Source organism: Streptomyces sp. NPDC058335 (assembly GCF_042723915.1).
Taxonomy (GTDB): Bacteria; Actinomycetota; Actinomycetes; order Streptomycetales; family Streptomycetaceae; genus Streptomyces.
The window spans coordinates 96,459-102,493 of sequence record NZ_JBHXHX010000014.1 but is presented as its reverse complement, the minus strand read 5'-3'; the positions used below and the strand labels follow the sequence as shown (position 1 = coordinate 102,493).

Annotated in this window: 8 protein-coding genes; 4 read left to right on the top strand and 4 right to left on the bottom strand. The window is 72.1% G+C overall.

Features of this window, described 5'->3' with window-relative positions; all coding sequences use genetic code 11:
- Positions 1-142 precede the first annotated feature (142 nt).
- Entirely contained in the window at positions 143-1,075 is a 933-nt protein-coding gene (locus tag ACFWJX_RS26510; protein WP_383247966.1) for a dienelactone hydrolase family protein, read from the bottom strand.
- Positions 1,076-1,341: 266 nt separating this feature from the next.
- Here ACFWJX_RS26510 and ACFWJX_RS26505 point away from each other — a divergent pair, with 266 nt between their 5' ends.
- Entirely contained in the window at positions 1,342-1,554 is a 213-nt protein-coding gene (locus ACFWJX_RS26505) for a hypothetical protein (RefSeq protein WP_383247963.1), read from the top strand.
- Between the two features lie 145 nt (positions 1,555-1,699).
- Positions 1,700-2,587 carry a Gfo/Idh/MocA family protein gene (locus ACFWJX_RS26500; RefSeq protein WP_383247961.1) on the top strand — a complete coding sequence of 296 codons (888 nt, stop codon included), beginning with the start codon at positions 1,700-1,702 and terminating at the stop codon, positions 2,585-2,587.
- A 22-nt stretch (positions 2,588-2,609) separates the two neighbouring features.
- Here ACFWJX_RS26500 and ACFWJX_RS26495 read toward each other — a convergent pair whose 3' ends face one another.
- A complete protein-coding gene (locus ACFWJX_RS26495) occupies positions 2,610-2,888 on the bottom strand; it encodes a GlsB/YeaQ/YmgE family stress response membrane protein (RefSeq protein WP_383247958.1) in 279 nt (92 codons plus the stop codon).
- 80 nt (positions 2,889-2,968) lie between these two features.
- Entirely contained in the window at positions 2,969-3,298 is a 330-nt protein-coding gene (locus tag ACFWJX_RS26490; protein ID WP_383247955.1) for a hypothetical protein, read from the bottom strand.
- Positions 3,299-3,587: 289 nt separating this feature from the next.
- On the opposite strand from ACFWJX_RS26490, the gene ACFWJX_RS26485 reads away from it, so the two are divergent.
- Together ACFWJX_RS26485 and sthA are read left to right on the top strand one after the other, a co-directional pair.
- Positions 3,588-3,794, top strand: coding sequence for a hypothetical protein (locus tag ACFWJX_RS26485; protein WP_383247952.1), 207 nt, complete (start codon positions 3,588-3,590; stop codon positions 3,792-3,794).
- A 146-nt stretch (positions 3,795-3,940) separates the two neighbouring features.
- Positions 3,941-5,344 carry a Si-specific NAD(P)(+) transhydrogenase gene (sthA, locus tag ACFWJX_RS26480; protein WP_383247950.1) on the top strand — a complete coding sequence of 468 codons (1,404 nt, stop codon included), beginning with the start codon at positions 3,941-3,943 and terminating at the stop codon, positions 5,342-5,344.
- Between the two features lie 11 nt (positions 5,345-5,355).
- On the opposite strand, the gene ACFWJX_RS26475 is transcribed toward sthA, so the two are convergent.
- Positions 5,356-5,829 carry a DUF5709 domain-containing protein gene (locus ACFWJX_RS26475; RefSeq protein ID WP_383247947.1) on the bottom strand — a complete coding sequence of 158 codons (474 nt, stop codon included), beginning with the start codon at positions 5,827-5,829 and terminating at the stop codon, positions 5,356-5,358.
- Between the last annotated feature and the right edge of the window lie 206 nt (positions 5,830-6,035).

Here is a 6,035-nt window from a genome sequence, read left to right as displayed (position 1 = left end):
GGGGGTGTGGTGGGTTTGGGGGTTCCCCCAGCCCCCCGGGGGCGCGGCGTTGGGGGGAAAAGCGGGGGGGGGGGGCGCGGGGGGGGGCCCGCCCGCCGCCGGTGTCGTGGGGCGTGGGGTGCGTGATGTGCCGTGTGAGGCGTCAGGAGGTGTGCGGGCAGTTGCCCCGGTACTCCTCGATGGTCGTGCTCGGGCGCGGCAGCGGGCACAGGAACTGCTCGTAGCGGGTGTCGTTGTCGATGAACCGCTTCAGCCACGAAATGCTGTACTTCGCGATGGTCGTGTTCGAGGAGATCGGAGTGAGGTGCGAGGCGCCGTTCAGCTCCAGATAGGCGCGGTCCAGGGAGGACGGCAGGGAGGAGTAGAAGGGCTCGGCGTGGCTCGTCACGGAGGCGATGGTGTCGCCGTCGGCGCCGAAGATCAGGGTGGGTGTGCTGATCTCCGGCCAGGTCTTGTCGGTGTTCCACGGCGTCAGCGGGATCGCCGCCTGGAGGGAGGGCCGGGTCTTGGCGGCCTCGAGGCTGCCGCCGCCGCCCATCGAGTGGCCCATCACGCCGAGCCGGGTGCTGTCGACACGGCCCCGGACCGAGCTGCGCTCGGTGAGGTAGTCCAGGGCGGCGAGCAACTGCCGTCCGCGCGAGTCGGGCTGGTCGAGCGTGGTGTTCGTGTCGATGGTGAAGACGACGAAGCCCTGCGAGGCCAGCCGCGGGCCCAGCCAGGCCATGGTCGACTGGGTGCCGGTGTAGCCGGGCGAGACGGCGACCGCTCCGAAGGTGCCGTCGGCGGTGCTGGTCGGGTAGTAGATCGTGCCCCCGCCGAAGCCGGTGACGGCGAGGGAGGAGACGGAGGTCTGCGAGACGGCGTACGGGCCCCTGGCCGCCTCGATGCTCGAGGTGGTCGGCGCCGGTCCGCGCTCGTAGGGGTTGTCCGCGGCCTGTGCCCCGGCCCCGTTGAGGGTGGTGAGGCCGACGACCGCGGCGATCGCCGTCGCCAGGCCGGCGAACCGGGCGAATCGGCGGTGGGGGGAACCGGTGGGCACCCGGTGGGCGGCACCGGTACGCGCTTGTTGCTGCACGACGAGTCGTCCTCTCTGTCGTGACGGCCCGCCCGGCCGGGCGGGCCCGTGGACGGGCTGGCCGTGCCACTGTCGGGGCGCGGCCACCGCCGGGGGACCGGCAATGTCACCGGTCTCGTGCGGAGCGGTCCCGCGCGCAGGCGCTCACCACGGCGGACGCGCCGGGGCGGGTGCCGCCTCCCTGAGGGCGTTCTCTCCTGTGATTCCCGGCATCAACGGCGCAATTCGGTGCACCCGGACCGGGTCGCCGGACGAGGAGAACCGCCGTGCTGTGGGTCGCCGTACTGCTGCTGCCGATGTTGTCCGTCCTGCTGGTGGTCATGGACCGCGTGGAGGACCGTTTGCTCTCCCCCGCCGCCCCCGCCCGAGCCCGGCGGCGGCATGCCGGGCGCAGGAGGCATCTGCGCCTGGTCCGGGGCACCTCCGAGGGCCCGGAACCGGAAGCCGACGAGGCCGGCGCCGAGCCCCGGGCCGCCTGACCGGCTTCCGGCCGCCTTCACCGGCCTCCACCGGCTGGAACGAGCGCCCGGGGGTGCACCTCGGCGCCGTTCGTGTGCGAGGCTCGCCACGGACGGCGCCCCGGCGCCCCACGTCACCCGACCGGCAGCAGGGAGAGTCAGCGACATGCGTATCGGTCTGTTCGGCACCGGCCCCTGGGCGCAGATGGTCCACGCGCCCGTCCTGGCCGCACACGAGGGTCTCGACTTCGTCGGGGTGTGGGGCAGGCGCCCCGCCGCCGCGAAGGAACTGGCGGACCGTCACGGCACCCGGGCCTTCGACGACGTGGACGAACTGCTCGCGGAGGTGGACGCGGTGGCGGTGGCCGTACCGCCGGACGTGCAGGCGGACCTCGCGGTCCGGGCCGCCGGGGCCGGTCGTCATCTGCTGCTGGACAAGCCCCTCGCCGCGACGGTGGCGGGGGCGCGTGACGTGGTGCGCGCCGTGACGGAGGCGCGGGTCGCGTCAGTGGTCTTCTTCACCACCCGTTTCCTCCCCGAGCCCGAGGCGTGGATCGCCGAACAGGCGGAGGCCGGCGGCTGGTTCACGGGTCACGCGCAGTGGCTGGGGTCGGTGTTCACGGGTGAGGACCATCCGTTCGCCACGCCGTGGCGGCGGGAGAAGGGCGCCCTGTGGGACGTCGGCCCGCACGCCCTGTCCGTGCTGCTGCCGGTCCTCGGCGACGTCCGCCGGGTGGCTGCCGCGGCGGCGGGACCCGGCGACACCGTGCACCTGGTCCTGGACCATGCCGACGGTGCCTCCAGCACGCTGACGCTCAGCCTGACGGCCCCGTCGGCGGCGTCCGGTTCGGGCGTGGAGGTCCGCGGCGAGGCCGGGGTGGCGCGTCTCCCGGAGAGTGCCGCGGACGCCGCGAGCGCGCTCGTCCGGGCCGCGGACGCGCTGTGCGCCGCGGCCCGTGACGGGCGGCCGCATCCCTGCGACGCCGCGTTCGGTCTGCGGGTCACCGAGATCCTCGCCGAGGCCGAGGGCCTGCTGGCCTCCGGCGCCGGCTGAGATCACTCCGGCCGCTGCCTGGTCAGGCGTGCCGGTGCGTGCGCTTGTTGCCGGTGACGACCCGGTAGAGGAGCAGCAGGATGAGCGAGCCGATGATCGCGGCGATCCAGGTGGACAGGTCGAAGAAGCCGTCGATCGAGTCCACCCCGAAGATCACCTTGCCGAGCCAGCCGCCGAGCAGACCGCCCGCGACACCGATCAGCATGGTGATGATGATGCCGCCCGGGTCCTTCCCCGGCAGCAGCATCTTCGCAACGGCCCCGGCGAGCAGGCCTATCAGAATCCAGGCAATGATGCCCACGGTTCCTCCCATCTCCGTCGGAAAGCGTGTACGTCTTCCGAATGCACGGAGAGTGGGGACGCAAACCTGTCAAGGGCGCGTCAGCCTTCTTCGAACGGTTCGTCGCTCCACCGGAACCAGGCCCGGTCGCCCCGGATATGCAGCAGGAACTCGGCCACCGGGCCGTCGGGCGAGTGCAGTGCGACACGCCTGCCGATCTCGGCGTAGACGGTTTCCCACTCCTCGATGTTCCGGTCCAGGTCGCCCTCCACGAGGGCGAGTTCGCGGGTGAAGAGGGGCTCGACGGCGTCGTAGGCCGGGCCGGGACTGAAGCGGCCCGAGAGCCACGGGAAGTCGGCGTCGTCGATGGCGATCTCGCCGACCTGTTCCTCGCCGTGCCGCACGTACCAGATCTCGCCGTCGAACCCCATCACGCCTCCGTCGTCCGCGTCCGGTCCCACCGCGGGACAGCTTGTCATCCGAGGGGCGGGGGGCGGGGGCCGGTTCCTCGCCCCCCCCGCCGTCCCCTCCCGTCCCGGCCCGACCCGGGGCTCCGCCCCGGCGACCGGGGCGACGTTACGTCCCGGCCCGAAGCGGTACTCCTTTCTCAGGGAGCCCCCGGGATGCAGGGTGCGCTCCCCCGATGAATGGTGAATGGTGTTAGTGGGCCCATGACAGCACCGGGCCCGCAGCAGCCCTCCGAGCCGAGGAGCCGTGACCATGTCGATCTCAGAGCCCGATCCCTCCCTGCCGCTCCCCGAGCGCGCCACCCCGGACAATCTGCTCCACACCCGCACCGGCACCGAGGTGTCGCCCGAGGACATGGTCCTGGTCGCCGGCCGGGACCTCACCCCGCGCAACCTCGAGTGGGCGCGGCGCAAGCTGGAGGAGGAGGGGCCGGACAGCATCGAGAAGATGCTTCCCTGACCTCGTGGACCCCTGGACCCCCTGGACCCCCTGCACCCCGTGCACCTCCTGGACCCCGGGGTGAACCGGTTCCGAACCGGTGGCGGGTCGTGGCCGGTTCACCCTTTCGCTTTCGGAGGTGCCCTCCGGGCTGACAGACTCCGGAGGTGCCCGACTTCGACATGCTCGTCCTCGGATCCGGCCCCGGCGGCCAGAAGGCCGCCATCGCCGCGGCCAAGCTCGGCCGCCGCGTCGCCGTGGTCGACCGCCCCGACATGCTGGGCGGTGTCTCCCTCCACACCGGCACCATCCCCTCCAAGACCCTGCGTGAGGCGGTGCTCTATCTCACCGGCCTCACCCAGCGCGACCTCTACGGGCAGAGCTACCGCCTCAAGGAGGACATCACCGTCGCCGACCTGACCGCGCGCACCCAGCATGTGGTGAGCCGGGAGACCGACGTCATCCGCAGCCAGTTGTCCCGCAACCACGTCGCCCTGTACTCCGGCACCGGCCGGTTCGTCGACGACCACACGATCGCCCTGCGGGAGGCGGGCGGCCAGGAGCGGCTGCTGAGCGCCGGGCACATCGTGATCGCCACCGGCACCCGTCCGGCGCGGCCGGAGAGCGTGGAGTTCGACGGCCGGACGATCCTGGACTCCGACAACGTCCTCACCATCGAGCGGGTGCCGCGGTCGATGGTGATCGTGGGCGCCGGGGTCATCGGCATGGAGTACGCGTGCATGTTCGCCGCCCTCGGCAGCAAGGTCACGGTGGTGGAGCGGCGGGCCGGGATGCTCGACATGTGCGACGTCGAGGTCATCGAGTCGCTCAAATACCACCTGCGCGACCTCGCGGTCACCTTCCGCTTCGGGGAGACCGTGGCCGCCGTCGAGCGGCATCCGCGGGGCACCCTCACCGTGCTGGAGAGCGGCAAGAAGATCCCCGCGGACGCGGTGATGTACTCCGCGGGCCGGCAGGGCCTGACCGACGCACTGGAGCTGGAGAAGGCCGGTCTGGCGGCGGACGCGCGCGGGCGGATCGCGGTGGACGAGCACTACCGCACGCAGGTGCCGCACATCTACGCCGTCGGTGACGTGATCGGCTACCCGGCACTGGCCGCGACCTCGATGGAGCAGGGCCGGGCGGCCGCCTACCACGCGTGCGGCGAGCCGGTGGGGCAGATGCACCGGCTCCAGCCGATCGGCATCTACACCATTCCGGAGATCAGCTTCATCGGCCGGACCGAGGACCAGCTCACCCAGGACCGGGTGCCGTTCGAGGTGGGCGTCGCCCGCTACCGCGAGCTGGCCCGCGGGCAGATCATCGGCGACGCGCACGGCATGCTGAAACTGCTGGTGTCCCCCGAGGACCGCACCCTGCTGGGGGTGCACTGCTTCGGCTCCGGGGCGACCGAGCTGATCCACATCGGCCAGTCCGTGATGGGCCTCGGCGGCACCGTCGACTACCTGGTCGACGCGGTCTTCAACTACCCGACGCTCGCCGAGTCGTACAAGGTCGCCGCCCTGGACGCCACCAACCGACTGCGGCAGTTGGACCGGATCGGGGACTGACTCACGGGCTCCTAGGGAAGGTTGTCGTCGTCCACCACGTGGACGGCGGCCTCCTCCGCGCCCGCGGCGCCGCCGTCGATGCCGACGTCCTCGGCGACCTCCTCCTTGGTGGCGTCCGGACGCACGCCCTCGTCGGGGGCGACCAGGCGGCCGGCCCGCTCCTCGCCCGCCTCCGGGTCGACCGGTTCACCCTCCCCCTGCGGAAGATCGCCGACGCCGTCCCCGGCGGGCTCGGACACGTCCGGGACCTCCTGCGCCAGGCGCTGGTCGAGGGTCTCCCCCTCGTGCTGTTCGCCCGCCGTGGTGCCGTGCTTCGTGACACCGAGCGGCTTCTCCGGCGGGGAGTAGCCCTCGTCCAGGATGTCGTCGTAGGTCCGTTCGTCGAGCGCGTCCTGGAGGTCGAGCGGCGCGGCGTCCTCCTGCTCCTCGTTGCCGCCGGTGGGCTGGTAGGCGTCGTCGGCGGTCGTCTCGGGCTCCGAACCCATGGATGCCTCCCGGGGGGCTGTTCCGGCTGCTCTGTCCCCGTCCGCGTATCCCGTCGCGCGCGCCCCAACCGTGGCACATGCCAACCGCACGAGCGGATACGGACGTTACCCATCCGTCAATCTTGAAAGCTCAAACGGTGGGGCTATCATCACTCGCACACTCCGTGTGACCGGCCCCCGACGCACAGGTGGGACGGTATCCACCA